Here is a 26464-nt window from a genome sequence, read left to right on the forward strand (position 1 = left end):
TCTTACTACCGGCAAATAGCGGGGTAATAGAAAACCGACATGAATTTGTTTAGACATGTCGGTTCATTTGTCTCTATTCTATATTATTTCTCATACTGCTTCATAATACGAGCTAATTCATCGTCAACAGCAGAATTTTTGTTTAAGCTTGCGAATTCATCATCTAATGACTTTTCTTTTTTGTAAACTTCACCGCTTGCTTCTGCTTCAGCTTCTAATTGAAGAGCTTTCTCTTCCATACGGCTTAAACCAGCTTTTGCTGAATTTGAATCAAACCCAGACATCGCCTGATTAATATTCTTTTGTGCTTTCGCTGCATTTACACGTGCTACAAGTGTTTCACGTTTATTTTTCAGCTCTGTTAATTGCTTACGCATTTCTTCTAACTTCGCACGAAGATTATCAGCAGCTGCTTTATTTTGCTCATAGCTTGCTTTATACTCATTCATTTTTTGCTCTGCATTTTGTTTTTCTTCTAGTGCACGGCGCGCAAGATCTAAGTTACTAGCTTGAACAGCCATATGAGCTTGATCTTCACGCTTTTTCACAAGTGCTTCTTGTTCTTCAAATAATAATTTAAACTTTTTCTCAAGCGCGATTTGAGCTGCTACACTTTTCTCAGCTTCTTGTACATCCGCTTGCATATCGCGTAAATATTGATCCGTCATCTTAACTGGATCTTCCGCTTTTTCAATTAATGAATACACATTTGACATTGTTAAATCTCGTAATCGTTTAAATACAGACATCCAAATTCCTCCTATGATATACCTCATATTTCAAATTCACTACTTGGAAAACTTAAAAATCTCCCTTTACAGTAAAGAATATTCATTTTTACAGCCTATGTGTTTATTATAACAAAACTAATATGTCCTTACATGTTATTTCCAAAATATAACCAATATAATATGACATTCCAGATATAACATTGTATTCCTAATATATTATATTACCAATATATTATAATTAAAACCATCAAAAATTGACTTATTTTTATTTACTTTCACTAAATTACATTATTGTAATGTTACTGTAAGCTAACTCGATAGTTACATTCCGATATTTCTTATACACTAATACCAGAAGCAACAAACAAGCTTCTCAAACTGTAAGAACTAATACAAAAACTGTATTTACTATAAAACATATGACAAGGAGAAATCATCATGAAAAAATTAGTAGGAATCGGATTAGCAGCAGCAATTTCATTCGGAGCATTATCAGGTTGTTCTTTATTAGGAGAAAAGGCAAACGGCTTTGTATTGTACGGATCAGAAGAGCAAGTAACACAAATTGCAGATAAAAACAAAAAAGAAGTGAAAGAAAAAGACTTCTATAAAATGAAACTTACAACGTTAGAAGATAAAAAAGTTCTTGTAATGGATAAAAAAACTGGTGAAGAACTAGTGAAGAAAGAGTTACTTAGCAAAGTGGATGCAAAAGACGACACGAAACCACTTGATAAATTACCAGCTGTAACAACAGAACAAGGTGTATTATTCGCAAAAAACAAAGTTGAAAATGCTAAAATCGATGGCGCGAAATTAAAATATGAAGGCAACATAATTATCGGAAGTGGCCGTGCATATGCAGATATGTTCGCGATTGTTGATGATGCAACTTACAACAATGTAAAAGGTGAAGAAAAATCGGTGGGTGTATTAAAATTTGATAAGGACCCGAGTAAAGAATTCCCTGGCAAAAATGGTGTAGAAACATCACAACTTGTAAAAATTAAAAAGTAAGAAAAAAGCTTTGCGAGATTCGCAAAGCTTTTTTTCTACTTGTGAGCGATTTGCTCCATATCCGGACTACAAGTTTGCGACTGGCATGACTTATTTAAAGAACATGCTGCGCATTTTCCTTTTTTACTTCTTTTTACGAAATTAACTAACGTATATGCTGCATAACCAAAAATGATAGCTCCAATTATAATATTGACCATCATCATACATCTCCTTTTAGAATCCGAGTAAAGATCCAACTTGGTATATAATAAGCGTTAATACATAAGCAACTACGAGCGGATAAACGACTGAGAAAATCGTCCATTTCGCTGATCCTGTTTCACGTTTAATAACAGCTACTGTCGCTAAGCACGGAACGTATAATAAAATAAAGAACATAAATGCATACGCTGATAATGCTGTATAATGTGCTCCCATTACGTTTCCAAGCACATCTTCTTTAACCGCATAAATAATCGCCATTGTAGAAACGACAACTTCTTTCGCTAAAAATCCTGTTAAAAGGGATGCTGCAGCTTGCCACGTTCCAAAGCCTAGCGGTGCAAATAGCGGTGCGATAAATCCACCAATCATCGCTAAGTAACTGTCTCCCATATCAACACCAAATCCTGATGGACCTGCATAATTTAATAGCCAAATGACAACCGAACCACCAAAGATGAATGTACCAGCTTTACGAACAAACCCTTTCCCTTTTTCCCATGTGCTAAGCCATAACGTTTTCGCTTGTGGCACGCGGTAAGGCGGTAGTTCAATGACGAAAATAGATTTTTCCGCTTTTAAAATAGTAAGAGACATTATTTTTGTAACTAATAACGCAAGGACAATCCCTGCAACGTATAAAGAGAACACAACAGTTGCCTGACTATGAGGGAAGAACACTCCCGCAAATAATGCATATACAGGTAAACGTGCTGAACAAGACATAAATGGTGTTACTAAAATTGTAAGTAAACGCTCTTTCTCCTGTTCAATCGTTCTCGCTGCCATAATACCTGGAACGTTACAGCCAAAACCGATAATCATCGGAATAAAGGCTTTTCCATTTAAACCGAAGAACTCCATAATTCTATCCATAACAACTGCAATTCGCGCCATATACCCTGAGTCTTCTAATAATGAAATGAAAAAGAATAGTGCAAAGATTTGTGGAACGAATACTAACACAGCACCAACACCGGCAATAATACCTTCTGTAACAAGCGCTTGAATAAAATCAGAAGCTCCAATACTTGTAAGTCCAGCCGTCACCCAATCCGTAAGCTGGCCACCAAAAAACTCATCTAACATATCCGATAAAGGTGTACCAATCCAAGTAAACGTAACCTGAAAAATAAAAAACATAACTGCTAAAAAGATTGGAAGTCCTAAAATTTTATGTGTAATTAATCTATCAATTTTTTCTGAAAAAGGAATTTTTCCTTCTTTCTCATGCTTCATAACATTTGTTTTTAACTTTTCAATATACGCTTCACGAGTTTTGTAAATGTGCTCTTCTAACGTACAATCAAGTTTTCCTTCTAAGCGAGATCGAATGGCTATGAGTTCCTTATAAATTGGTAATGCTTTTATTTCTTTTTCTACTACTTCGTTATTGCTTAAAAATTGAAGTGCTAACCATCTCGGATGCTCGTAATTCACTGTCTCTAAAAGAGCAATTACTTCTCCAATTCCTTCATCCATTTGTACACCATATGAAATAAGGAATGGCTTTTTCTCTTTTTTGTCATTTTCTTTAAGAGTCGTAAGCAGTTCTTCACAGCCTTTTCCACTTCTTGCAACGACAGGCACAACTGTTACACCTAATAGTTCTGATAATCGTTTTACATCAATTACAATTCCTCTTTGCTTCGCCACATCAACCATGTTTAAACCAATTGAGACTGGCTTACCAAATTCAAGTAACTGCAACGTTAAATGCATATTTCTTTCAAACTGCGAGGAATCTACGATATTTAACATATGATTAAATTCTTCTGTTAATAGAAAGTTTGTTACAACACCTTCATCACGTGAAACTGGATTTAAATCATAAACACCTGGTAAATCAATTAATGTTCCTTGTCTATCTTTTAATTTACCAACCTTCTTTTCTACTGTTACACCGCTCCAGTTTCCTACATATTCATAAGAACCAGTAAGTGCATTAAATAATGATGTCTTCCCTGTATTCGGATTCCCTAGCAAAGCTACCTTATTCACGCTAATTCCACCTTTATCATTTTCGCGTCACAATGACGAATACTAATTAACTGTCCACGACACTCCAATGTACAAGGACCTTTAAACATCGCTTTCTGTTTCAGGCGAAGTTCGCTTCCTTCAGCAAGACCGAAAGCAGCTAGTCTACGCTTTAATAGCTGATCTAAAGACTGAATACTTTTTACTAACACTTTCTCTCCAATTTTAATATCTACTAAGCTCATAACCTTCCCCCTCAGAAGAGAATGATAATTATTTTCAAAAAAATTATACCACACCCAATTTCTCTTGTACTATACCCTTTTGCTTCATATTTATTAACATTTCGCTACAATTGTATTTCAATTATTGTCATACTGTATTCGTTTGCCATTCTCATCCATTTCGCTTACAATAAACAATAGCAAATAAAGAATCTCGTTATCACTGGGGGAGCCATGCCGCTGAGAGGGAACACTTCGTTCCGACCCTTCGAACCTGTTAGTTAATGCTAACGCAGGGATTGTGCAAACGTCCGAAATACATACCTCATTTTTATTTACGTATTTCGTATCCTCCTATGATATCTATTCTTTTTTGTACAACTTGGATTTAGGGGGAGACAACATGCGTAACACTAATTTACAAGCGATGATCGAATCTGCTATTCTTGCAGCCTTCGCCATGGTCATCGACATTTTACCATTATCAATTAAACTTCCAACAGGCGGTTCTATCTCATTCGCTATGATTCCTATTTTTATTATTGCTTACCGCTGGGGCTTTAAATCAGCTTTCTTAGGTGGTTTAGTTTGGGGACTGTTACAAATTGTCGTAGGTGATGCCTACATTTTAACACCAGTTCAAGCATTCATTGAGTACTTCATTGCCTTTGCTTTTATCGGATTTGCCGGGTTATTCTATCGTCCAATTCAAAATGCACTTTTAGCATCTAATGCGAATGGCAACGAACAATCAAACTTAAGTAGCCATAAAGATAAACCTTCATCAAAACAAAACCAAGGAAAGAAAGTAATTGGATTCATTATCGTTGCTACATTTATCGGTAGTCTAGCTCGTTACTTCTGTCACTTTATTGCCGGTATTATTTTCTGGGGACAATATGCACCGAAAGGTCAATCAGCTGTGCTATATTCATTAATCGTAAATGGCAGCACAATGCTTGGTTCTTTTATTCTATGTACAGTTTTACTTATATTTTTATTTATCACTTCACCACGCTTATTCAAAAGCATCAATGCTTATCAAATAAATGCAAACAAAAAGGGCGCTTAACTAGCGCCCTTTTTTATATCAAAATTCTCAATGAGTAATATCGATAATAAATACAATAAATGCACAAAGAAAAATAAATACCATCACACCTAGTAAATTGCTATTCATGGCTAATCTACTCCTTACATAACCTCTTTTTCTAACAAGATTATATCTCTTAAAAATAAAGATTAGGTAAAGATAATATGAAAATAACTTAAAAAAAAGCGTAGCATGTATGATCTACGCTTTTTTCAGTAAGTAGAAGTAAAATAACACACCATCTTCTGTATTCTTTACCCCATATTCAGCATCGTGCAGTTCTAAAATATTCTTTGAAATAGCAAGCCCAAGCCCTGTTCCACCTTGTGAACGATGACGTGCTGCATCCACGCGATAAAAACGATCCCAAATTTTATCTAATTGCTCTTCTTCAATATGAGTACCTTTATTTTCAATACACACTTTTATACGATTTTTCTCATCTATTGTAGAAATAATAATATCCTCTTTATTCGGTGTATAACGTATGGCATTCGTAATGAAGTTCACGATGACTTGTTCAATCCGGCCTTGATTTGCGACTACTTCAAATGGACCTATATTTTTATGAACACGAAGTTCTTTTTTCTCTATTTCTACAGAAAGGTGTTCACATATATCTTCAATTACTGTATCGATATAAAATGAATCCATTTTCATTTTATATGTACCTGACTCAAATTTAGCTAACTCAAGCATATCTAAAATTAACGTATCCATTTTATCTACTTCTCGTTCCATCGCTTGAAAATAGTACTCTTTTTTATGTTCAGCTACCCCATCCTTTAAAATAGAAATACAGCTTTTCATAATACTTAACGGTGTTTTTAATTCATGTGAAACACCAGAAATGAATTCCTTCCGCGTCTTTTCTAGCTTTCTTTCCTTTTCAATATCTTGTTCTAGCTGTCCAATATGCGAATGGAGTTTATTCGATAGCGTATTAATATTTTTCGATAAATCACCAATTTCATCTTTTGAAGTAATTGGTATTTTTTCTGTGAAATCTAAATGCGCTATTTTTTTCGTTGTATCATTTATTTTTAGTAGCGGTTTTGCAATTTGTTTCGAGTAATAAAACGAAGCTAGAAAAACCAAAACGACTACAAATGCAATAATGTAAATGTAATAATCTTGTACCATTTGTACAGCCTCATCTACTGGTTGTAAAGAAGCCATCGCATATATATATGCTACTGATCCATCTTTTTCTTTTATTGGCTTAATTAATAATTTATACTTTATATCATTCTTTTCAAAATCCATTGTCTCTATTGTATATCGTATTTTATTGCTTTCTTTTAATAATAAATCAGTTTGAAATTCTTTTATATTATCCAAAAATAAATTATTTTTATAAATTGGATTTACGGGAACTGTTCCATCAGAAGGCTGCACTTTCGTAATTGTCCCATTTATATTGAAATCGGAATTTTGAGCAACCCTCTTCTTCTCCAAATCACTCAAATTCCCAGCAACTTTTTTTCTTTCCTCATCGATTAAATCTTGTGCTACTTTTGGCTTTTCCTCACTTGCCTTAAGTTCCCTTTCAGCTAACTTCTTACTTAGTGGTTTATTAGCCCAACTCAAACTCCCCTCTGCTGACTGTAAATATGATGTGATGAAACTGTCATTTCTTAGCAAACCACTAAAATAAACCTTTTTTCCTACCAAACTAGGTAGTATCCTACTTTCAATCTCATCTATATTCATGAGGTTATACAGAGGAATAGTGATTGTTTTTTGTCCAAATTGTTTCTCTGCCCAACGCTCTAAAGTAATCTCCACATAAAAATCATCCGCATGTTTTAAATTTCCATTCTGATCTAATGTTGTAATCCACGTGTTATTTTCTCTTAAAAATTCTTGCTCCAGCTTCTGGATTCCATCTGCACTTCCTGCATAATTTAAATAGTTCTTTTCAAAAGAATTTAAATTCACTTTAATATCTTCCACTTTTCGATTTGCATAATATTGTTTGAAAAATATCGTTTGTCCAATAAAAATCGTCGCTAAAATCAACATACATAATGCTGTTGTGAGAGTAAATAATTTTAGTACAATCCCTTTTCTCATACATTCCCCTCAAACTTATATCCAGTTCGCACTACAGTTGTAATGTACTTTGCTTTCTCTCCTAATTTATTTCTTAAATTACGAATATGGCTATTAACCGTTCGATCATCACCAGCAAATTCATATCCCCAAATTCTTGAAATTAATTGTTCCCTTGTTAGTACAATTCCTTGGTTTTTCATGAAATACACCAATATTTCAAACTCCGTATGCGTTAAACTAACATCTACCTCATCAACAGTAACAGTACGTGATGGAAAATGAACGTGGATACCATGAATTGATAACGTATCATCTTCATTCTCTAAAGGTTTCTTCGATGCTTTTCTACTTTCTAATAATCGTTTCGCTCTTGCTAATAAAATTGGTGGACTGTACGGCTTCGTCACATAGTCATCTGCCCCAAGTTCAAAACCAAGTAACGTATCATCTTCATCTACGCGCGCCGTCAACATAATAATAGGCACCTCGGACGTCTTCCGAATTCTTCGGCAAACAGACCATCCATCGAGTTCCGGCAACATAATATCTAAAATAACTAAATCAACCTCTTCTTCTTCAAATACAACTAAAGCTTCTTTCCCGTCCCTTGCTTCAAACACTACATATTGTTCACTTAAAAAATAATCTTTTAATATTTCACGTAAAATCTCTTCATCTTCAACAATTAAAATGTTTTTTGACATAACCTATGTATCCCCCTCTCGCCTTCAGAAACTATAATTTTATTTTGAATAACTAGCAGTTAACTTCGCCTCGATAATATATCTATCCGGTGCATCTCCTATATAATCAAATGGGTAACAAGTTGTCAGTGTTAATAGTGGTTCTTCTTTTTTTATAATAACAGTACGATCATCCGCATGGGTAATCCACGTCTTTTGAATTTCATATGTGTAAGTTTTATTATCATACTCTAAAGTAAGAGTATCCTTTTCTTTCAACTCTCCTAAATCTGTAAATACAGTATCCCGGTGCCCACTTAATACAGTATGTCCCCCTCCAGATGGCGTTGTCGTTAAATCGCTTACAAACATACCAACTCCTTTTTTGAGCGTTGCATCATTCGCTCCCCAATATATAGAAAACTTCTTCTTTATTTTCGGTATATTTAACATTGCTACTTTTTCTCCTTCTTTATGTTCTATTTGAGAAGAAGGCACTTGAGAAGTTACAGGTGTTTCATGAGCAAGTTGAGTATCTTGTATATTTTTAAGATTCTTTATTTCTTCTGCCGTTAATTCTTGCGCAGAGCTTTTTCCTTTATACCATTCCACAGCGTAATATGATCCCATGAATAGCCCTATGGCCATCAATATGATACCGATATAATTGAGTAACTTCATGTTTCATCCCTCCATGCAAAAAATGGTAGGAATAACCTACCATTTTTAATATGTGAAATTATCCCATTCTTTATAGGACAATATTTTATTTACGCCTTAACTTTATTACGACGATTCAAACCAAATAATGTACCTATCGCTACAAGACATGCGCTTAATCCCATCATTGCTACATTATTAGATGCTGTATTTGGTAATTTTTCACCTTTTACAACTGGCTTCGCTACTTCTTTTTTTGCCGCATCTTTTTTTTGTTGCACTTGTGCTTCTTCTTTTTTCCTTACTTCATTCTTTTGTTGCTCTTTTATCGCAGCTTCTTTTTTAGCCATATCACTTTTCTCTTGGACTTGTGCCGCTTGCTTTTTCTCTTCTTCATTTTTTTGCTGCGCCTTAATTGCTTCTTCTTTTTTAGCTTTATCTTGTTGCACTTGCGCTTCTTCTTCCTTTGTTACTGTTCCAGTATCCGCACTTGCTACTGAAGAATATCCTACTGTTAAAAGTGCCATTGCACAGATCGGTAATAGTTTCTTTTTCATTTTATCTCTCTCCTCTTATACGTTTTACATCACTTCGCATCGGATGTATCACTAGAATAAACAAGAGAGATAAATATAAGATGCAGATGAAATATATTTCATTTAAAGATTTCATTGTAGAAAAATAAAAAACATCGCAATATATACGATGTTTTTTGAGTGCGTGTCTCAATATTTACATGTTACTTTCGCGTGTTTCAGAAGTAGAGCGGGCCGGAGCGATAACTAATTGTCTCGGCTCAGTTTTCTTGAAGTGATTTTTGACGTTACACTTACGACGTTGAACAACCCACGCTTTAATAGGATTTGTTAAAATAATCTTTTGCTCTTCGTTAGGGGCCTCTTCTTCCAATCTACAACTTTCGCTCCATTTACGCCATTTCATTGTAATTTGCGAAGAAGAATGATCGTCTTTACGATCAAACAAGTGCAAAAAATCCATTTCTCCAGCTAGCATTACGGTGTTACTAGTCGCTAAAAAAGAAAAGGTTGTCCAACGTTTCTCCATGCCCTCCTACTCCTTCTTCACATATAGAGTGCCTAAAACTTAATTTACCTAAAATGTGCTTGCCTTTTACCTTACACCCCTAGTTTATCCAAAATACTATTATGCAACTATCGATTTGTCTTACAACTACCTTACAGTTTTGTAAGAAACGAAAAAACCTTCACTATATATACGTGAGGGTTTCTTAATTCTTATCTATATGATTTTTCATATTATCAAGTCCAGCTTCTTTGAGCTGTGATATCATACCGTGGGAAATTGCGCCTAATACTAAAGTCATTCCAATTAGTGAAATGCGAATTGCAGGTACATCAATTATGTAAGCCAACATACCAAGAACAATTGTTAACAGCAATGCTTTTATAAATGTTACACTTGTATACTGTTTCTTTTTCATCATAATCACCCTTTGTGGAAGCGTTTTCTTAATGTAATCAGTATATCATATCATCTGATTATTTTGTGGGGATTTTTGTAAAAACCTTATGTCTTCTTTGACTTTTTTCTTTCTATCCTTTACAGTCGAAATGTTCACAAGTTTTACACTGTAGGAGGATTCAAATGAAAATTGAAATAAAAGACACTTTAATTTCTGAAGAACAATTACAAGCAAAAGTAAAAGAACTAGCACTTCAAATCGAGCGTGACTTTGAAGGAGAAGAAATCGTAGTAATCGCAGTATTAAAAGGTTCATTCGTATTCGCTGCTGATTTAATTCGTCACATTAAAAACGAAGTAACAATCGACTTTATCTCTGCATCTAGCTACGGAAATCAAACAGAAACAACTGGAAAAGTAAAACTATTAAAAGATATCGATGTAAACATTACTGGAAAAAACGTAATTGTCGTAGAAGACATTATCGATTCTGGTTTAACACTTCACTTCTTAAAAGATCACTTCTTCATGCACAAACCAAAAGCATTGAAATTCTGTACGTTACTTGATAAACCTGAACGCCGTAAAGTGGACTTAAAAGCTGAATATGTTGGCTTCCAAATTCCAGACGAATTTATCGTTGGCTACGGTATCGACTGCGCAGAAAAATATCGTAACTTACCATTTATCGCTTCAGTTGTAACGGAGTAATATAATAAAATAAAGTGAAACTTTAATCAGTGGTTTTTTTCTCCCACTGATTATTAGCCTTCACCAATCGGGCTTTTACGGGCAGTTAATCTCCCACCTGACTTCCTCGTATTCGGCGAAATTTGAGGTGGGAGTCTTACTGCCCGTTAATCGGGGTAAACTTCCATCAATTACTGATGGAAGTTTATTTTCTATCACAATTCGTAAAAGACAAAGGGAGAGAATAAAAATGACAAAGAAAAAATTTGAAAAAGTACTCCTCATCGTAAATCCAAAAGCTGGACAAGGCGACTTACATACAAATTTAGCGAAAATCGTACCACCTCTTGCGGCGAATTTTCCTGACTTACGTATCCTTCATACGAAAAAACAAGGTGATGCAACAAAATATTGTCAGGAGTTTGCTAGTAAAGTAGATTTAATTATCGTCTTTGGCGGTGACGGAACTGTATTTGAATGCACAAACGGCTTAGCTCCTCTTGAAACTAGACCTACACTTGCAATTATTCCAGGCGGAACTTGCAACGACTTCTCTCGCACACTTGGTGTTCCGCAAAACATTTCAGAAGCGGCAAAACTTATCACAAAGGAACACGTAAAACCAATTGACGTTGCAAAAGCAAATGGACAACATTTCTTAAACTTCTGGGGCATTGGTCTCGTATCTGAAGTATCAAACAATATCGATGCAGAAGAAAAAGTAAAACTTGGAAAAATCGGCTACTACTTAAGCACAATTCGAACTGTAAAAAATGCTGAAACATTCCCAGTTAAAATCACTTACGACGGACAAGTATATGAAGATGAAGCTGTTCTTGTTATGGTTGGAAACGGTGAATATCTTGGTGGTATTCCCTCCTTTATTCCGAACGTAAAATGTGATGACGGTACACTTGATATTTTCGTAGTTAAGTCAACAGGCATTCAAGCGTTTAAAGATTATATCGGAAAGAAACTATTTGAAGACTCAAATGAAAATGATATTTTCCATGTAAAGGCGAAATCCATTCATATTGAAACAGAAGAAGAAAAAGAAGTAGATACAGATGGCGAAAGTTCACTTCATACACCGTGTCATATTGAATTGTTGCAAGGGCACTTTACGATGATTTATAATCCTGCGGTTGTATAAGAAAAAACGAGTGCTATCACTCGTTTTTTCTCTTCTAATCTAGTTATGTTGTTGAATCATTTCTTGTATTTCTTTAACTCTCTCCAAAGTAATTCCATTTCTTTGTTCGATCGCTAAAGGATGCTCGGTTGGCTCTAATTCAACATACGGCGCCATTCCTACTTCTCTTATATGTACATTTGTTTTTAAATTTAGTGTTTCTGGATAAACTGGTATTTCTACAGATAACCAACCAAAGTAAGGATCACTATTTTCTCGGCCTCTTTCATCCCACTTCTCTAATACTTCATCATAACTTTCTTTACTAAGTGATGCCCACACAGTCCAAATGAAATTTTCGTGATAATCAATTATAGGAATCTCTAAACATCCTCTAATAAAGTAATGTTCATCGTCCATTACACAAAGATCTGATGTTAAATGGAACCGTCCCTCTCTTTCATGAGGCGCCACCTCGTAATAATAATATGGCGCTACACTTTCGTAGCATAAAGGAAGTGTAAAACGATTCATCTGTACTTTTTCTCCGGATTTTCTTCTTCTTTTCATTTGTTATTCTTTCTCCTATCCTTTTCAGTCACAATCAAATTCTACCCAATTTTTCCAATGCGTATTAGCATTTTTATTCACAATAACACTTGGATCTTTCTTCTCTATTGCAGCGGCTACTGATTGGAAGAATTCATTTTCACTTACTTTTTCTTCTTCAACATGTTTCCATTCTTCCGTTTCATAAGCTACTTGCCAGTCGCCTTCTAAACCAAACTCTTCTAAAATTTCTTCTTTATCCCACCATAATAATTCTTTAGCTTCATCATTAGTAGCAAGCATACGCATGAAGTATGTTGGATACTGCTCTGTCGTTTGTACTTCTATTCCATTATTCGCATAATCTTCTTCTGTAAATTGATATTCAAAATGATGCTCACGAATCTTTAAACTGCCGTTATAAATATCCAGTATAAATTCACCTTCATCATCAAACAACTCATAATCGCCATCATTTAATTGCAAAATACCATCATCACCCATTGAATGAGTAATTCTATCTCCATATACTTGAATATCATTAAATACACCTAATGAACCTGTACCAACAAATTGAAACACCATTAACCAATCCTGATTCTCTTTAAAGAAAATATGGATATTTCACTTGTGAAATATCCATATTTTCATTATCTAAGATAGGAAATTCATACTTACTTTGCTTTCTATCTAATAACCTTAAAATATCTTTTTGCACATTTATCACCTTTTCATTAATATTATCTAACATTTACCGTGCTCTCATGCAGCTGAAAAAATTCCTCTTTCATTGAGTAATAAAAACTCTCAATCTGTTACTTGAAAAACTTCAGAATCTATATTTAATATTTTTTATAAATCTTGATGATTAAAGTTATCTTTTAGACCATGCGTATGATAATTAGCATGGATACCATCAATATCTTCTGCTAATATGCTATGCATGTACCATCCATGCTCTTGTAGCATATTTTCTTCCCATGCATCTGAATCCTCTTCTAACTCTTCATTAAGTAAATTCGGATCATACCACACATCTTCGTAATCTCCATCAATTAAAAATCTCCAACCAGGTGGTAACCCTAAATACTTCTTTATTTCAGGTGCCCATTCATCAATATGTTGAACGTGTAAAGGAAGAAAGAAATCTTCTTCTGTCCCCATTTCTTCACCAGCCCAAATGTACCAACCTGTCGTTCCGTTTTCTACAGGCATTCGTAACCCATTAATTGGAACGGTACCACTTTTCACATTTTGCGCTATCCCTAACTTAAAGTTATCTGGTGATTCTACATACTCCGCCTCATATTTTTCACATATGCGTAGTTGCTCTTTTATGCATTTCTTCATCCTCTTAGCATACTCCTCAATTTTTGAAATATAGATTTCTTTGGCGAAGCACTCTCTAACTTCCATACCCCACACGGATTATAAAATGGATCCTCTTGTTCATAACGATTATCTATATAATGAGATAAAAGATACACTGGAGCATCTTCTTTGAAACTAATTGTATCTCCATCTTTCAAATTAGGTTTTTCCAATATATTATGTAGGTTAAAATCATTTAATAAATCTACAGCTACTTCCGGCTCTATTCCTCCGTCTAAAACAACGTCTGGTAGATTAAATGCTTGCATTCCACATGAATAATAACCGTCCTCTTCATCTCCAACTAAAGTTACAAGATGTGAATACATAGGAAAGATTTCCTTATCCTCTGCAAGCCCTTGCCATTCTTCTTTTGAATAAGCTACACCTGCTGTTTCAACTTTTAAAGCAAGTCCACCTGCATTTAAAAGTTCCATTCCTACATCAATTACTTCTTGTAACCTCTCTGTATCGTCAACTTTTGCAATAACATACACTGTATAAGTATGCTTCTCCAAATCCCGAAGCAATTCTTCATCAAAACGCTCACCACTTGCATAGAAGAAAGCCTCTCTCAAAGAAGGATCTTGTTCATATATATCGATTTCAAAGCCAATCTCCTTCTCCTTATGGTGCATACTATTCCCTGCTAACATATAGTTACTTTTACTCACAACTTCTTGTATTAATTCTGTTCTATCTTTCCATAAACCAGGTACTCCAATAACGATTTGTGTCTCCATTAACATGCTCCCTTTTCAATTAAAATCACTACAATATTTTGAATGATAAAAAAGCATAGCTGAATTACTAAGCACCTTCTACTAATCTTCTTTAAAACCCTTAAGAAATACGTAGTAAGCATTTCTTATATATATTGCTCTATATTAAATCCTAGTTATTTCTATATTGTATTTTATACTACCTATTAATTAGCGCTACTTACTTTCATTAAAAATCTAATGAATTCTAGAAAGAAACTCAACTAAAGAACATAAGGTTTTAAAGAAAAAATATCTATTCCGACTCTTTATCGACACTTTTCGATTTTCTATTTCATAATCACTCAAAATGAATTACAATATATTCATACAAAAAGATATCGTAAACTAAGTGTAATATCTACCTTGTTTATTAGTATTAAATAAACAAAAAATCCCGTGTCCAAACTCAACACGGGATTTTTTCATTTACTAACAATCCGAAAATAAGCACGAACCGTCAACAAATAATAACCAATATAAATAAAGCTATACACGCCAATGCTAATTAACAACGGAACTGCAATTTCATACGGAATAACTGTCGCTAATCCTTTCAGCGCAAATAAAGTGTGTAATATACCAAGTACTAAAGGAGTGAAGAAGATAAATCTCATTTGTTTTGCGATTGCCTTTTTCATTTCTTTTTTCGTAACACCGAGTTTTCGAAGAACGATGTACCGTTCACGGTCTGCATGTGCTTCTGTTAATTGTTTGAAGTAAATGATAGACCCTGTTGCAAGTAAAAATACTAGACCTAAGAAAGTTCCACTAAACATCATTAAACCTGACGTTTCAATACCGCTGCGGAATATCGTATAGAAATCGCTGAATTGCTCTCTTCCTTCTGCATCTTCTTCCGGTATTACTTTCTTTAATTTCTCTGTTAACACTTTACTATTTCTTTCATCTTTCACATCAATATTTTTCACAGTATGAGCTCCAATTGTCTTCTTCGCTTGCTCATACACTTCATCCGGAACGACAAATAGAAGTTCATATAAGTTTGTAATGTTTTGTGCTTGGACATCTTTCACTTGTACCGGTGCTGCTTCTCCAATTGGGAATATAGCTTTTCTCCCTTTATATACACCACTATCTCTATTTCCTTCACTATACATAGCATCAAATGCATACGCTTCGGTCTTCTTTAAAGACACAGTTTCTTCATTCAAATATTTTGCTATTCTATTAAATGCTGACTGTGCGATTATTTCAGTTGTTCTTGCATGTAAACTATCTTTATTTGAAATATCATCACCGTATTCACCTATCACTTTTACTGTCTCTAACTCATATTGATGAATGACTTCATTCTTTTCTTCTTTTAAAATCTCATTCACTTTACGATCCACATGATTATCTTTCATTTCATATGAATAACTAACTGGCTTATATTTTTTCGCCTGCATATATGTGTTGTAATACATTGTTACAGAAGTTCCAACCGCCGTTAAAGTTACTGCACTTAATACTGCAATCGTCGCTAACGATTTCGCATTTCCTTTAATGCGGTATAGTAACTGCGATGTCGTCACAATTTGCATTCCGTTATAGAATGAAGATTTTTTGTTTCGCACTCTTTTTAATACAAAAATAGTAAAGAACATAAATAATAAATACGTTCCAAGTACTGTTGCTAATAAAATGTAAAGAGCAAGTGGCATAAAGTTATCACTGTTTGCATTTTTAATAGCCGTTACTGATAAGAAATACCCTGATCCAATTAATAATATAGAAATGATAGCCATTATTTTAGAACCTTTTGGCATGACTTCGCCTTCGTTATCTGCACGGAATAGCTCAATTAACTTAAATTGATAAATAACGCGGTACCCTTTAAACGATGTGTATAAAATAATGAAACAAAAAATAACTGCTGTATCTATAACCGCTCCAATCGGTACTTCAAAGTGAACTTTTACACCTAACTCCATCATATTTACAAGTAAATTCAGGAACCCTTTTGAAAGTAAACTACCTATTATAATTCCGATTACTAACGATAATAACCCCATTAACATGTTTTCATAAAAAAGCATTTTACCTATTTCTTTCTTTCGAATACCAAGTAAAGAATAAAGACCTATTTCTTTCTTACGTTTTCGTGTAAAGAAACCATTCGAATATATAATAAATATCGTAACAAAAATAATGAGCATTACACTCGCAAGCTGGAATCCTCGTCCGATGTTATCTCCAGCTTCACTTATTTGTGAATTGTATTGCAGCGCCTTAAATGTAAAATAAATGACGATGCTAAAAATCATAGACGCAAAGTATATAAAATAATCTTTAAAATTTCGTTTTATATTACGAAGCGCAATGCTAGATAAGCTCATTTATAGCACCTCCAGAAATTGAAGACATCACATCAATAATTTGTTGGAGGAATTGTTTGCGTGTCATATCCCCGCGGTGTAATTCTTTGTATAACTTGCCATCTTTAATAAATACAACACGTTTACAATAACTTGCCGCAAATGCATCATGCGTTACCATTAAAATTGTTACACGATCTTTTTCGTTTAATGTTTTCATGCTTTCTAATAAATCTGTCGCTGACTTTGAATCAAGTGCACCCGTTGGCTCATCCCCAAAAATCATACTTGGATTTGTTACAATCGCTCTTGATGCTGCACAGCGCTGTTTTTGTCCACCTGATGCTTCATACGGATATTGATTTAAAATATGATCTATTCCAAACTTCTTCGCAATCGTCTCGACTCGTAATTCTACTTCTTTCGCCTTCACTTTTGATAAAGCGAGTGGCAGTGCAATATTTTCTCGTACTGTTAACGTATCTAACAAGTTATAATCTTGAAAAATGAATCCTAAATGATTACGACGAAATAGCGCCAATTCATCATCATTCATCTTCACAATATCTTTTCCATCAATTAAAATCTCACCTTTTGAAGCTGTATCAATGGTAGAAAGGACATTTAAAAGTGTCGTCTTACCAGAACCAGACGGTCCCATAATACCGACAAACTCTCCTTCTTTTACCTGTAAATGAATATCTTTCAACGCTTCAAACGTATTCCCGCCTGTATCATATATTTTCGAAATCCCTTTCGCCTCTAACATTGTTTTCATCTATCTGTACCTCCTGTTATGATTCTTGATGTCCTCTTTAAGCAACAGAATTCAGTATAGATATATTTTCTTAACAAATAGTGCTATGGTTTCTTAAGGTTTTCTTAAAAAGAAAAATCCAAAGCCGTAACAACCAACTTTGGATTTACTATTATTAAAATATCAAATTACACTTCGAACAAAAAGGAGCAGAATTCCCTTTTCTAATTTTCGCATTACATTTTGGACAATATACATATTGCTCTTCTATCTTTTGCCGCTCTAGCATATTTAAGGATACTATTCTCATACTACACATAATCCCAATTAATATAAGGCTAACAATGAGTAGCATATCTCTCACTCCCCTCTATATTTTACCATAAAATAACAAACCCGATTCTCTCATCTAGAATCGGGTTTATACTTACAGTCCTAACTTTGCCTTCGCACCATCAGGAATTTTATCTACATCTATTTGCACTTTATCGTGTAAAAACTTCCCTCTTGTAATTACATGCCAATACGATCCTATCGGTAATTCATCTACCCCATTAATCGTAACTTCTTTTACCTCTCCTTTTTCATCATAAGCTTTTACTGTATACTCACGACCTTTATTTCCATCTAACTCTTTTCCATCATTATCGATCACTGCATAACGATATTCTAAATCAAGAAATGGGTTCATTCGATCAATTGTAGCACTCCCATTTAATAAATATGCCGCCCCTGCTACAATCACAAGTAATGATCCTAAAATAAATCTTTTCATCTATATTCCGCCTTTCATTATGTTTTTCAATAAGACCTTTCTAAGTATAGAGAACATTTCTTAATAAAAACTCGTACAGTTTCTTAACTTTTTCTTAATGTAACAGGGCTGTGCATCAGCACTTCGATAAATAAAGCCATATTCATAATAAAAGGAGGCTGCCGCCTCCTTTATTTACTCATCACTGTATTCCTTTTTTGTCTGTATAAATAAAACACACTCACAATCACTGCGATGATTCCTCCAAAATACACTCCATACTCTATCGCAATCGCCACAATACTTTCAATATGTTGTCCAAATATAGAACCAAGCACAAAGTAAACGAGCGTCCAAACAAAGCCTGTCGTATAGGAATATAAAACATACGTCTTAAATGACATGTTATTCATTCCAACTAAATACGGCACGATATGTCTTACAACCGGTATGAAATAACTCGTAATTAGTGCGTAATGTCCGTATGCCTCGACCATTTCTTGTGATTTTATAAAATACTTCGCCTTCTTCTTTTTCATTAATTTATGGAGTACTTTTGTCCCAAATATTTTCCCTAATATATATCCTAAAGAAAGCCCGGACACAACGCCTAAATATGTTAATAAAAACGCAGGAATAACACTTAATATACCTAATGAAGATACAAATCCTCCGCTCATCACAATCATTTCATCTGGAATTGGCATACCGATAATTCCTAACCATAAACAGAAAAATAATGCCCAATACCCGTACTGTTCAATGTATGATAATAATTCATGTAATTCCATTATGCATACGCTCTCCTTAGCTCTTTTTTACAGCTAAAGACGTAAGCTGGCGGGAAATTGAGCCACACCTTTTCTAATGTAATTTCAGGGAAGAAATGCTGTATAAAGCCTTTTTTCACAAGTGAATATTGAAATGTTATGAATTCCCCATTCTCATGTATCGCTTCCATTGCATTGTTTAAAATACGTTTTGAAACTTCTTCTGGTAAAGAAGTAAAAGGCAATCCTGATAAGACGTAATCAATGCATTCTATATTGAACTCTTCCATATACTTCTTTATATTTTCAGCTGAACCATGTACAACAATGACGTTCTTTTCATCTTTAAATTTTCTCTTTAGCTCTTTGCAAAACACTTCATTAATTTCAATAAGAAGAAATATTGTTTCCTTCTTCTTTCTCTTCATAATTTCTTTCGTAAAGACTCCTGTACCAGGACCTAACTCTACAATGCATTTCGCTTTATTAAAATCAATTACATCTACCATTTTCTTTGCTAATATTTTTGAACTTGGTGCAATTGCACCAGTATGTTTCGGATGTTTAATAAATTCATGTAAGAATGTTATGAGTTGCATGTAAACCTCTCCCCATTCGATCAATAGTTTTTAACTTGTGTCTAAGTATAACTAGCGTTTCTTAATAAAAATTGAGGAGATTTCTTAAGATTTTATGAAGAATAAAAAACAGCCACCGCCTATAGCGATAGCTGTCCCCTTATTACTTCGCACTCACAATCTTATAATAAGAGCGAACTGTTAAGAAATAATATCCGATATAAATAACGCTGTATACTCCGATACTAATTAGAAGCGGAATCATAATTTCAAATGGTAGTATGTTCCCTAAACCTTTTAATGCAAACAAACTGTGTAGAATTCCGATTACTAACGGAATTGCAAAGATAAAGCTCACTTGTTTTGCAATAGCTTTTTTCATTTCTTGTTTCGTTACACCGATTTTATGAAGGACAACGTAACGCTCACGATCTGCACTTGCTTCTGTTAGCTGCTTGAAGTAAATAATAGAACCTGTTGCTAGTAAGAATACAAGTCCCAAGAACATTCCGATGAACATCATTAGTCCAGTTGCTTCAAGTCCCATATGGAAACCAGTATAGAAGTCTCTAAATGGTGGTGCCATTTCTGATTCACCAGCTGGCATCACTTTTTTAAATTTTTCTGTTAATAATTTACTGTTTCTTTCATCTTTTACATCAATATTTTTCACAACACGTGTTCCAAATGCTTGCTTCGCTTGTTCATACATTTCATCTGGAACGACAACAACTAATTCACCTAAATTCGTAATTGCATTATTATTTGCACCTTGGATCTTCAATGTCTTCGTTTCATTTCCAATTTGGAATACCGCTTTATTTCCTTTATATTCAGGGCTAAACTCATACCCTTCAATATAAGAACTATCATATATAAAGGCTTCACCAGCAGCTACATTCACTGTTTCCGCATCGATTTTTTGCGCAAGTTTGTTGAATTCAGATTGAGATATAAATTGATATTTCTCTGAGATACTGTAGTTCATATTAAAGATAAAATCGACTTTAGCTCCTTCAAACTTTCCTTTTACAGGAACCATCTCAACTTCAAATTGATTTTTTACAGGATGATTTTCTTTCTCTTCAGCAAAAATCGCATTTACTTTCTTATCTAGTTCTGCATCTTTCTTCTCATAAGAGTAGCTGTATGGTGCAACTGCTTTTGATTGTGTAAATGTGTTGTAATACATCGTAACTGACGTACCAACTGCTGTTAATGTTACCGCACTTAAAATAGAAATTGTCGCAAGTGACTTTGCATTCCCTTTAATACGATATAGTAGCTGTGACGTCGTTACCATATTCATACCGTTATAAAACGATGATTTATTATTTCTTGCACGTTTCAATACGAATACAGTAAAGAACATAAATAGTAAGTACGTACCTAATACTGTCGCAAGTAAAATATAAAGTGCAATTGCCATAAAGTCTGCATACTTAACTGCCTTCATGAACATTAATGCTAAGAAATAACCTGAACCGATTAAGAAAACTGAAATTAATGCCATAATGACTGATCCTTTTGGCATTGCTTCTCCTTCACGTTCCGCACGGAAAAGTTCAATTAATTTAAAGCGATAAATTAAACGATATCCTTGGAGCGATGTATATAAAATAATCACAAGGAAAATAATTGCTGTATCAATAATGGCCGCCATCGGTACTTCAAAATGAACGTTTAAGTTTAATCCCATCATACTTACTAATAACTCAAGGAATAATTTTGAAAGGACACTACCAATCGCAATCCCAATTACTAATGACATTAATCCCATTAACATATTTTCATAAAAGAGCATTTTACCAATTTGTCTTTTACGAATACCTAATAACGAATATAAGCCAACTTCTTTTTTACGTTTACGTGTAAAGAATCCGTTCGAATATATAATGAACACTGCTACGAAAATGATAAGCATCACACTTGAAACTTGAAACGCACCGCTAATTTTTTTAGAGGCTTCCGCTGCTTTTTCCATTTGTGAATTATATTGCAGTGCTTTAAATGTAAAGTAAATGACGATACTAAAAATCATAGATGCAAAATATACAAAGTAGTCTTTAAAGTTCCGCTGTATGTTGCGGAGGGCAATGCTAGATAAGGTCATCAGCCATACCTCCAGAAATAGAAGACATTACGTCAACGATTTTTTGGAAGAACTGTTTACGCGTCGATTCACCGCGATGCAATTCTTTATATAGTTCACCATCTTTAATGAAAATAACTCGTTTACAATAACTCGCTGCAAATGCATCATGTGTTACCATTAAAATGGTAGAGTTATCATATTCATTTAACGACTTCATACTTTCAAGTAAATCTGTCGCTGATTTAGAATCAAGCGCTCCAGTTGGCTCGTCTCCGAAAATCATACTTGGATTCGTAACGATTGCACGCGATGCGGCGCAGCGCTGCTTTTGTCCACCAGATACTTGATATGGAAACTGACTTAAAATATGATCGATACCGAACTTTTTCGCAATTTCAAGAACACGTCGATCAATTTCATTTGCCTTTACTTTCGATAAAGCAAGAGGTAACGCAATATTCTCTTTCACTGTTAACGTATCTAATAAGTTATAATCTTGGAAAATGAAACCTAAATGATCGCGGCGGAATAACGCTAGCTTATCATCATTCATCTTCACAATATCTTTTCCATCAATTAAAATTTCACCGTTCGTCGCATTATCAATTGTAGAAAGAACATTTAGTAAAGTCGTCTTACCAGAACCAGAAGGTCCCATAATTCCAACGAACTCACCTTCTTTTACTTGTAAGTTAATACCTTTTAACGCTGCAAATTTATTACCACCCGTGTCGTACACTTTTTCAATATTTTTTGCTTCTAACACTGTTTTCATCTCGACATCCCTCATTTCTTCTATTCTCTATTTTCAACTATATACACTCTCTACTCTTGCCACTATCGATGTTTCTTACACAAACATGACAGTTATGTAAGACGCATAAGTAAAGATATAAAAATTTAACCTACTGAACAAAAGTACTTTGTTACTATAACATTGGGATATCATACCATCCATTCATTCTCCTTACAGGAACATTACAATTTTGTAAGGTAAAAAATGCACCTACAAAGTTGTGCACGAAATGTCGGATGGGGTTATTTCGTTCCTGCTATTCTATGTACAGAGGAGGTCATAGTATGGATTCACTTAAAAATATGAATGCAGCAATGCACTATATTGAAGATAACCTTACGAATGAAATTGATTTTAAAGAAGTTGCGAGGCTAGCTCTCTGTTCTGAGTATCACTTTAAAAGAATGTTTTCGTTTTTAGCAGGTATATCACTATCTGATTATATTCGCTGTAGACGTCTTACTCTTGCTGCTTTTGAACTAAAAGATAACAATGCAAAAGTCATTGATGTCGCTATAAAGTATGGGTACAACTCACCGGATTCTTTTGCACGTGCCTTTCAAAACTTGCACGGCATAACACCTTCAGAGGCCCGAAATAGTAGCCATTCTTTGAAAGCTTATTCACCAATGACCTTCCAGTTATCGATCCGAGGAGGAAATGAAATGAACTATCGAATTGAAGAAAAAGAACCATTTCAAATCATTGGTATTACAAAACGAGTACCGATTGTGTTTAACGGTGTAAATGCAGAAATCGCTTCTATGTGGAAAAGTTTAAATCCAGAGTCTATTCAAACATTAAAGTCCCTTTCAAATGTGGAACCAAATGGAATCATTAGTGCTTCTACAAATTTTTCTGAAGGAAGAATGGAGGAAAAAGGCGAACTCGATCATTATATTGGGGTAGCCACAACGAAAGATTGTCCAGAGCAATTCGCGCAACTTGAAGTCGCAACTTCAACATGGGCTATATTTGAAGCTGTCGGTCCATTTCCTGATGCATTACAAAATGTGTGGGGACGTATTTATTCTGAATGGTTCCCTTCTTCAAACTATGAACTAGCAGGAGGTCCGGAAATATTGTGGAATGAAAGTAAAGAGATATCCTCGCCGAATTTCAGAAGCGAGATATGGATACCTGTTTTAAAAAAGTAATATAAGAGTCTAAACCTTTTCAAAATAAAAAAGCTGCTCTTCCTTTTTAAAGGAAAAGCAGCTTCTTTATTTTATCCCGCTATTTGCGGGCAGTAAAACTCCCACCTCAAAATTCAGGTGAAGCAAAGAAGTTAGGTGGGAGATAAACTGCCCGTAAACGCCCAATTGGTGAGGGCTAATAATCAGTGGGGATGAACACCCCCCACTGATCAAAGTTTCACTTTATACTTCTTCTCGACTCGTTCTTATACAAGAAAATAGTAATAATCGTAAGTACTATAACAACTACAAAAGTAAATACTCTGTCGTTCAAGATAGTACCGGTACCGATTAACATGGCAGGTATAACTGCCATAATTAAGCCACCAAACATACCGATAAACGATCCTATACTTTGTTTTATTACTTGAGTTTCTGATACCCAATCATAATAACCAAATCGATTATTAATAAAAATTCCCCATACTGCCGAAAAGAGTGAGTATGTTATCGGTGTTATTACGATGAAAAGAGAACTCCAAACATCGAGTTTTAACCCGATTATTAGCAATACGGCACTAATAAGTGATGCAGGTATACTCAATGAAAGATTCATAAGAATTTTACTGTCATAAACCATCTTTGGCGCTATAGGCAATGACTTAATAATCCATACATTTTTTCCTTCTAAAGACAATGACACACATGTTGTACACGTCATTGAAATCGCTGCTGCAATAGCAAATGGAGCAATCTTTTGCAACAAGGGCTCAATTCCAGGGTACGCTATTAATTGACTTGGCCCTACTACAACTACAGCTAACGAGAAAGCTATCGCCATCACGACTCCCATTCCACTATTTATGACATACACTGTAGAAGAGAAGAAACGTTTCAGCTCTTTTTTATACAATGCGACCAATACACTTTCTTTTCTTATACTATTAATCTCATAATTTGAAAGCATATGATAAGTGGAAATCCCTGTGTTTATTTGCTTATATTTTAACGAAAGTATTTTTACAAAAAGATAATACCAACTAACTGATATCCCGACGAATAAGATGAAAGCTATAATATCAGCATGAACAATTGCTTTTTGAAACATGTTAGCTAGTGGATACACTTTAGTTAATTGCTCCGAAACAATTGCACCAATTCCGTTCATATCATTAAGGCTATATTGAGCATTTCCGTTTTTTAGCATAAAGAAACCGAATGTAATAATTACTATAAAACTTAAAATCGTAGTTATTTTATTCGCATTTTTAAATTTAGAAGCGATTGCCGTAATCGCAGCTCCAAAGATTGCTGCAATTGTTGTTGGAATTAAAGATGCTATAAACATACTGATGAACCACATAAAGTAAAAAGAAACTGATTGATTTTCATGTATGCCATAAACAACTCCCATCGGTAGCATGATTATGATTGAAAAGATTGTATTCAGCAAGTATAAATACAAAAATCTACTTGCAATAACAGTATTTACACGAATCGGCAATGACATTAAAAAGTCGTAATCCTTAAAAGCAAAAATTTCTCCATTTGCCTTAAATATAGTGAAAAACAACGTTAATACACTGCTAATAACTAGTGCATAAACGGGAATAATTTCACTCATTCCTAGTTTCACCAATCCATATGCCGAGGCTCCGCAATATAACATTAGCATGACACCAACTAGAGCAATAGATGCTGTCAGCAAAATCTTATTCTGCTTCTTTTTCTTATCTTTTTCATATTTAAAAGTGTTTAGACCGAGCTGCGTTATTAACCGGATTTTTAAAAGTCCTAAACTATTAGTATTCATTAGCAAGCTCCTTCATAAAGAGTTCTTCCAATGAACTTTCCTTTATTAAAGAATGCACTTCCCCTGAAAGTGCTAATTTCCCTCTATTTATCATCGCTATTTTATTACATAACTTCTCCGCTACATCTAAAACGTGCGTAGAAAAGAAAATCGCACTTCCTTTTTCACAAAGCTCTTTCATAATACCTTTCAAAACTACGGCTGCTTTTGGATCAAGACCAACGAAAGGTTCATCTAAAACTAGTAATTTCGGTTTATGTAAAACCGCCGATATAATCGCTACTTTTTGTTTCATGCCATGCGAATAAGAAGATATTAAGTCTCCCAAGTAAGGTGTAATCTCAAAGGCATCCCCATACTTCTGGATCTGTTCTTCCCGATCCTTCGCCGGCACTTTATATACATCCGCAACAAAGTTCAAATATTGAATTCCTGTTAATTGCTCATATAAATCTGGATTATCAGGAATATACGCCATTACTCTCTTACATGCAATCGGATCCTTTTTTACTGAATGTCCATCAATAAAAATTTCGCCCTCTTCAAAATCTATAACTCCTACTAACGACTTAATTGTTGTACTTTTCCCCGCACCGTTATGTCCAATAAATCCAAAGATATCTCCTGCTTTAACAGTAATATTTAAATGATTTACCGCTTTCTTTCCACCTTTGTATGTCTTACTAAAATTTATAATTTCTAACATGTAAAATCCCCCCAAGCCATCTCTTTAACTGAATTTTCAGACCTCAAAACAGAAAATTTACTCAGTGAGCTTTTCATTATCCCCACTGAGTATTAAAATCTCTTAACACATAGAAACTATAACTATAAAATTTGATTAATAT

The 26464-nt window shown here is 34.3% G+C and carries 27 protein-coding genes, 2 pseudogenes and 1 riboswitch; of the genes and pseudogenes, 5 read left to right on the plus strand and 24 right to left on the minus strand.

The features are described from left to right. Nucleotides 1-83 precede the first annotated feature (83 nt). Complete coding sequence (locus G9F74_RS15500) at nt 84-749, minus strand: PspA/IM30 family protein (protein WP_000110292.1); 666 nt, start codon at nt 747-749, stop codon at nt 84-86. A 420-nt stretch (nt 750-1169) separates the two neighbouring features. Between G9F74_RS15500 and G9F74_RS15505 the strand changes: the two genes are divergently transcribed. Beyond that, a complete protein-coding gene (locus G9F74_RS15505) occupies nt 1170-1748 on the plus strand; it encodes a lipoprotein BA_5634 family protein (RefSeq protein ID WP_000737473.1) in 579 nt (192 codons plus the stop codon). 35 nt (nt 1749-1783) lie between these two features. On the opposite strand, the gene G9F74_RS15510 is transcribed toward G9F74_RS15505, so the two are convergent. From G9F74_RS15510 to G9F74_RS15520, 3 genes are read right to left on the minus strand one after another with little or no spacing between them, the layout of a single operon-like run. After that, complete coding sequence (locus G9F74_RS15510; protein WP_000989597.1) at nt 1784-1951, minus strand: FeoB-associated Cys-rich membrane protein; 168 nt, start codon at nt 1949-1951, stop codon at nt 1784-1786. 13 nt (nt 1952-1964) lie between these two features. After that, nucleotides 1965-3953, minus strand: coding sequence for a ferrous iron transport protein B (feoB, locus tag G9F74_RS15515; RefSeq protein ID WP_001044841.1), 1989 nt, complete (start codon nt 3951-3953; stop codon nt 1965-1967). Then, the gene (locus tag G9F74_RS15520; protein WP_000060512.1) at nt 3950-4177 is read right to left on the minus strand and encodes a FeoA family protein; all 228 of its coding nucleotides are present in this window, start codon (nt 4175-4177) and stop codon (nt 3950-3952) included. Before G9F74_RS15520 ends, feoB begins: the two co-directional genes overlap by 4 nt. Nucleotides 4178-4371: 194 nt before the next feature. Next, a riboswitch (TPP riboswitch) is annotated at nt 4372-4473 on the plus strand. Nucleotides 4474-4559: 86 nt separating this feature from the next. On the opposite strand from G9F74_RS15520, the gene thiT reads away from it, so the two are divergent. Further along, the gene (gene thiT, locus G9F74_RS15525; protein ID WP_001246601.1) at nt 4560-5228 is read left to right on the plus strand and encodes an energy-coupled thiamine transporter ThiT; all 669 of its coding nucleotides are present in this window, start codon (nt 4560-4562) and stop codon (nt 5226-5228) included. A gap of 222 nt (nt 5229-5450) precedes the next feature. Here thiT and G9F74_RS15530 read toward each other — a convergent pair whose 3' ends face one another. The 6 genes from G9F74_RS15530 to G9F74_RS15555 form a co-directional block, all read right to left on the minus strand. Beyond that, nucleotides 5451-7325 carry a sensor histidine kinase gene (locus tag G9F74_RS15530; protein ID WP_001225352.1) on the minus strand — a complete coding sequence of 625 codons (1875 nt, stop codon included), beginning with the start codon at nt 7323-7325 and terminating at the stop codon, nt 5451-5453. Beyond that, nucleotides 7322-8011, minus strand: coding sequence for a response regulator transcription factor (locus G9F74_RS15535; RefSeq protein WP_000041867.1), 690 nt, complete (start codon nt 8009-8011; stop codon nt 7322-7324). Before G9F74_RS15535 ends, G9F74_RS15530 begins: the two co-directional genes overlap by 4 nt. Nucleotides 8012-8050: 39 nt before the next feature. Beyond that, a complete protein-coding gene (locus G9F74_RS15540) occupies nt 8051-8671 on the minus strand; it encodes a class D sortase (RefSeq protein ID WP_000771583.1) in 621 nt (206 codons plus the stop codon). 89 nt (nt 8672-8760) lie between these two features. Further along, a complete protein-coding gene (locus G9F74_RS15545; protein ID WP_016109246.1) occupies nt 8761-9207 on the minus strand; it encodes an LPXTG cell wall anchor domain-containing protein in 447 nt (148 codons plus the stop codon). 175 nt (nt 9208-9382) lie between these two features. Further along, complete coding sequence (locus G9F74_RS15550; protein ID WP_000415609.1) at nt 9383-9715, minus strand: hypothetical protein; 333 nt, start codon at nt 9713-9715, stop codon at nt 9383-9385. Nucleotides 9716-9899: 184 nt separating this feature from the next. Further along, nucleotides 9900-10115 (minus strand): hypothetical protein, encoded by a 216-nt coding sequence (locus tag G9F74_RS15555; protein WP_002039823.1) that lies wholly within the window; start codon nt 10113-10115, stop codon nt 9900-9902. 161 nt (nt 10116-10276) lie between these two features. Between G9F74_RS15555 and hpt the strand changes: the two genes are divergently transcribed. Together hpt and G9F74_RS15565 are read left to right on the plus strand one after the other, a co-directional pair. Continuing rightward, nucleotides 10277-10804, plus strand: coding sequence for a hypoxanthine phosphoribosyltransferase (gene hpt, locus G9F74_RS15560; RefSeq protein WP_000687583.1), 528 nt, complete (start codon nt 10277-10279; stop codon nt 10802-10804). A 229-nt stretch (nt 10805-11033) separates the two neighbouring features. Then, nucleotides 11034-11936: a diacylglycerol/lipid kinase family protein gene (locus G9F74_RS15565; protein WP_016109247.1), complete on the plus strand. Its 903-nt coding sequence runs from the start codon at nt 11034-11036 to the stop codon at nt 11934-11936. 39 nt (nt 11937-11975) lie between these two features. Here G9F74_RS15565 and G9F74_RS15570 read toward each other — a convergent pair whose 3' ends face one another. The 12 genes and pseudogenes from G9F74_RS15570 to G9F74_RS15630 all read right to left on the minus strand — a co-directional run bounded on the left by G9F74_RS15570 (nt 11976) and on the right by G9F74_RS15630 (nt 22646). Further along, a complete protein-coding gene (locus tag G9F74_RS15570) occupies nt 11976-12485 on the minus strand; it encodes a DUF2199 domain-containing protein (RefSeq protein ID WP_000830223.1) in 510 nt (169 codons plus the stop codon). 24 nt (nt 12486-12509) lie between these two features. After that, nucleotides 12510-13215, minus strand: a pseudogene (locus G9F74_RS15575) (DUF7003 family protein). Nucleotides 13216-13319: 104 nt separating this feature from the next. Beyond that, a pseudogene (locus G9F74_RS15585) lies at nt 13320-13814 on the minus strand (immunity protein Imm33 domain-containing protein); the annotation flags it as partial. Continuing rightward, nucleotides 13811-14578 carry a DUF4261 domain-containing protein gene (locus G9F74_RS15590; protein ID WP_016109248.1) on the minus strand — a complete coding sequence of 256 codons (768 nt, stop codon included), beginning with the start codon at nt 14576-14578 and terminating at the stop codon, nt 13811-13813. The pseudogene G9F74_RS15585 and the gene G9F74_RS15590, both read right to left, overlap by 4 nt. A gap of 443 nt (nt 14579-15021) precedes the next feature. Then, nucleotides 15022-16938 (minus strand): ABC transporter permease, encoded by a 1917-nt coding sequence (locus tag G9F74_RS15595; RefSeq protein ID WP_000059452.1) that lies wholly within the window; start codon nt 16936-16938, stop codon nt 15022-15024. Next, nucleotides 16925-17695: an ABC transporter ATP-binding protein gene (locus G9F74_RS15600; RefSeq protein WP_000855628.1), complete on the minus strand. Its 771-nt coding sequence runs from the start codon at nt 17693-17695 to the stop codon at nt 16925-16927. Before G9F74_RS15600 ends, G9F74_RS15595 begins: the two co-directional genes overlap by 14 nt. Nucleotides 17696-17849: 154 nt before the next feature. After that, on the minus strand, nt 17850-18029 hold the full coding sequence (locus G9F74_RS15605) for a hypothetical protein (RefSeq protein WP_000924677.1): 180 nt from the start codon (nt 18027-18029) through the stop codon (nt 17850-17852). A gap of 72 nt (nt 18030-18101) precedes the next feature. Next, nucleotides 18102-18449, minus strand: a complete 348-nt coding sequence (locus G9F74_RS15610) for a YxeA family protein (RefSeq protein WP_000819390.1) — start codon at nt 18447-18449, stop codon at nt 18102-18104. A gap of 170 nt (nt 18450-18619) precedes the next feature. Continuing rightward, nucleotides 18620-19219, minus strand: coding sequence for a DedA family protein (locus G9F74_RS15615; protein WP_000418929.1), 600 nt, complete (start codon nt 19217-19219; stop codon nt 18620-18622). Next, entirely contained in the window at nt 19219-19797 is a 579-nt protein-coding gene (locus G9F74_RS15620; RefSeq protein WP_001176051.1) for a class I SAM-dependent methyltransferase, read from the minus strand. Before G9F74_RS15620 ends, G9F74_RS15615 begins: the two co-directional genes overlap by 1 nt. A 142-nt stretch (nt 19798-19939) precedes the next feature. After that, nucleotides 19940-21889: an ABC transporter permease gene (locus G9F74_RS15625; protein ID WP_000176170.1), complete on the minus strand. Its 1950-nt coding sequence runs from the start codon at nt 21887-21889 to the stop codon at nt 19940-19942. Continuing rightward, nucleotides 21876-22646 (minus strand): ABC transporter ATP-binding protein, encoded by a 771-nt coding sequence (locus G9F74_RS15630; protein WP_000859652.1) that lies wholly within the window; start codon nt 22644-22646, stop codon nt 21876-21878. The genes G9F74_RS15625 and G9F74_RS15630 overlap by 14 nt, the downstream gene beginning before the upstream one ends. A gap of 305 nt (nt 22647-22951) precedes the next feature. Here G9F74_RS15630 and G9F74_RS15635 point away from each other — a divergent pair, with 305 nt between their 5' ends. Further along, a complete protein-coding gene (locus tag G9F74_RS15635; protein ID WP_016109249.1) occupies nt 22952-23824 on the plus strand; it encodes an AraC family transcriptional regulator in 873 nt (290 codons plus the stop codon). A gap of 217 nt (nt 23825-24041) precedes the next feature. Here the strand turns inward: G9F74_RS15635 and G9F74_RS15640 are convergent, their stop codons facing one another. Beyond that, a complete protein-coding gene (locus G9F74_RS15640; protein WP_001095675.1) occupies nt 24042-25616 on the minus strand; it encodes a putative ABC transporter permease subunit in 1575 nt (524 codons plus the stop codon). Beyond that, complete coding sequence (locus G9F74_RS15645) at nt 25606-26322, minus strand: ABC transporter ATP-binding protein (RefSeq protein WP_000889768.1); 717 nt, start codon at nt 26320-26322, stop codon at nt 25606-25608. Before G9F74_RS15645 ends, G9F74_RS15640 begins: the two co-directional genes overlap by 11 nt. Nucleotides 26323-26464: the final 142 nt, after the last annotated feature.

Origin of the sequence: Bacillus sp. EKM202B (assembly GCF_011066025.1) — a bacterium.
GTDB lineage: Bacteria > Bacillota > Bacilli > Bacillales > Bacillaceae_G > Bacillus_A > Bacillus_A toyonensis.

Excerpts from the sequence above, each read along its gene's own strand:
- G9F74_RS15545 (WP_016109246.1), bottom strand. The coding sequence starts at position 9,207 with ATGAAAAAGAAACTATTACCGATCTGTGCAATGGCACTTTTAACAGTA.
- G9F74_RS15630 (WP_000859652.1), bottom strand. The coding sequence starts at position 22,646 with ATGAAAACAGTGTTAGAAGCAAAAAATATTGAAAAAGTGTACGACACG.
- G9F74_RS15565 (WP_016109247.1), top strand. The coding sequence starts at position 11,034 with ATGACAAAGAAAAAATTTGAAAAAGTACTCCTCATCGTAAATCCAAAA.
- G9F74_RS15570 (WP_000830223.1), bottom strand. The coding sequence starts at position 12,485 with ATGAAAAGAAGAAGAAAATCCGGAGAAAAAGTACAGATGAATCGTTTT.
- G9F74_RS15615 (WP_000418929.1), bottom strand. The coding sequence starts at position 19,219 with ATGGAATTACATGAATTATTATCATACATTGAACAGTACGGGTATTGG.
- G9F74_RS15620 (WP_001176051.1), bottom strand. The coding sequence starts at position 19,797 with ATGCAACTCATAACATTCTTACATGAATTTATTAAACATCCGAAACAT.
- G9F74_RS15635 (WP_016109249.1), top strand. The coding sequence starts at position 22,952 with ATGGATTCACTTAAAAATATGAATGCAGCAATGCACTATATTGAAGAT.
- G9F74_RS15550 (WP_000415609.1), bottom strand. The coding sequence starts at position 9,715 with ATGGAGAAACGTTGGACAACCTTTTCTTTTTTAGCGACTAGTAACACC.
- G9F74_RS15645 (WP_000889768.1), bottom strand. The coding sequence starts at position 26,322 with ATGTTAGAAATTATAAATTTTAGTAAGACATACAAAGGTGGAAAGAAA.
- thiT (WP_001246601.1), top strand. The coding sequence starts at position 4,560 with ATGCGTAACACTAATTTACAAGCGATGATCGAATCTGCTATTCTTGCA.
- G9F74_RS15600 (WP_000855628.1), bottom strand. The coding sequence starts at position 17,695 with ATGAAAACAATGTTAGAGGCGAAAGGGATTTCGAAAATATATGATACA.
- hpt (WP_000687583.1), top strand. The coding sequence starts at position 10,277 with ATGAAAATTGAAATAAAAGACACTTTAATTTCTGAAGAACAATTACAA.
- G9F74_RS15590 (WP_016109248.1), bottom strand. The coding sequence starts at position 14,578 with ATGGAGACACAAATCGTTATTGGAGTACCTGGTTTATGGAAAGATAGA.
- G9F74_RS15535 (WP_000041867.1), bottom strand. The coding sequence starts at position 8,011 with ATGTCAAAAAACATTTTAATTGTTGAAGATGAAGAGATTTTACGTGAA.
- G9F74_RS15605 (WP_000924677.1), bottom strand. The coding sequence starts at position 18,029 with ATGCTACTCATTGTTAGCCTTATATTAATTGGGATTATGTGTAGTATG.
- G9F74_RS15500 (WP_000110292.1), bottom strand. The coding sequence starts at position 749 with ATGTCTGTATTTAAACGATTACGAGATTTAACAATGTCAAATGTGTAT.
- G9F74_RS15530 (WP_001225352.1), bottom strand. The coding sequence starts at position 7,325 with ATGAGAAAAGGGATTGTACTAAAATTATTTACTCTCACAACAGCATTA.
- G9F74_RS15595 (WP_000059452.1), bottom strand. The coding sequence starts at position 16,938 with ATGAGCTTATCTAGCATTGCGCTTCGTAATATAAAACGAAATTTTAAA.
- G9F74_RS15555 (WP_002039823.1), bottom strand. The coding sequence starts at position 10,115 with ATGATGAAAAAGAAACAGTATACAAGTGTAACATTTATAAAAGCATTG.
- G9F74_RS15520 (WP_000060512.1), bottom strand. The coding sequence starts at position 4,177 with ATGAGCTTAGTAGATATTAAAATTGGAGAGAAAGTGTTAGTAAAAAGT.
- G9F74_RS15610 (WP_000819390.1), bottom strand. The coding sequence starts at position 18,449 with ATGAAAAGATTTATTTTAGGATCATTACTTGTGATTGTAGCAGGGGCG.
- G9F74_RS15625 (WP_000176170.1), bottom strand. The coding sequence starts at position 21,889 with ATGACCTTATCTAGCATTGCCCTCCGCAACATACAGCGGAACTTTAAA.
- G9F74_RS15505 (WP_000737473.1), top strand. The coding sequence starts at position 1,170 with ATGAAAAAATTAGTAGGAATCGGATTAGCAGCAGCAATTTCATTCGGA.
- G9F74_RS15540 (WP_000771583.1), bottom strand. The coding sequence starts at position 8,671 with ATGAAGTTACTCAATTATATCGGTATCATATTGATGGCCATAGGGCTA.
- G9F74_RS15510 (WP_000989597.1), bottom strand. The coding sequence starts at position 1,951 with ATGATGGTCAATATTATAATTGGAGCTATCATTTTTGGTTATGCAGCA.
- G9F74_RS15640 (WP_001095675.1), bottom strand. The coding sequence starts at position 25,616 with ATGAATACTAATAGTTTAGGACTTTTAAAAATCCGGTTAATAACGCAG.